The organism is Paraburkholderia sp. SIMBA_027, assembly GCF_046535315.1.
Taxonomy (GTDB): domain Bacteria; phylum Pseudomonadota; class Gammaproteobacteria; order Burkholderiales; family Burkholderiaceae; genus Paraburkholderia; species Paraburkholderia tropica.
The window spans coordinates 1-242 of sequence record NZ_JAWRWY010001457.1; the positions used below are offsets into that span (position 1 = coordinate 1).

Here is a 242-nt window from a genome sequence, read left to right on the forward strand (position 1 = left end):
CCATGCGGCATTCAAGAGCCTGCTGTTTCTCGGCACGGGTTCCGTCCTCCATGCGACCGGCGAGCGCAATCTCGGGCATCTGGGCGGCCTGATCCGGTTCATGCCGTGGACCGCATGGGCCGCCCTCGTCGGCGTGCTTTCCAGTGCGGGGCTGCCGCCGTTGAGCGGCTTCGTCTCCGAGTGGCTGTTGCTGCAAAGCTTTCTGTTTACGCCGGGCTTGCCCGACCCGTTTCTGAACATGG

1 protein-coding gene is annotated in these 242 nt (G+C 64.9%); it reads left to right on the top strand.

The annotated features are described in order from the left end of the window. Positions 1–242: proton-conducting transporter membrane subunit (locus SB764_RS44020; protein ID WP_410867315.1), on the top strand; the 242-nt coding region annotated here is incomplete at both ends.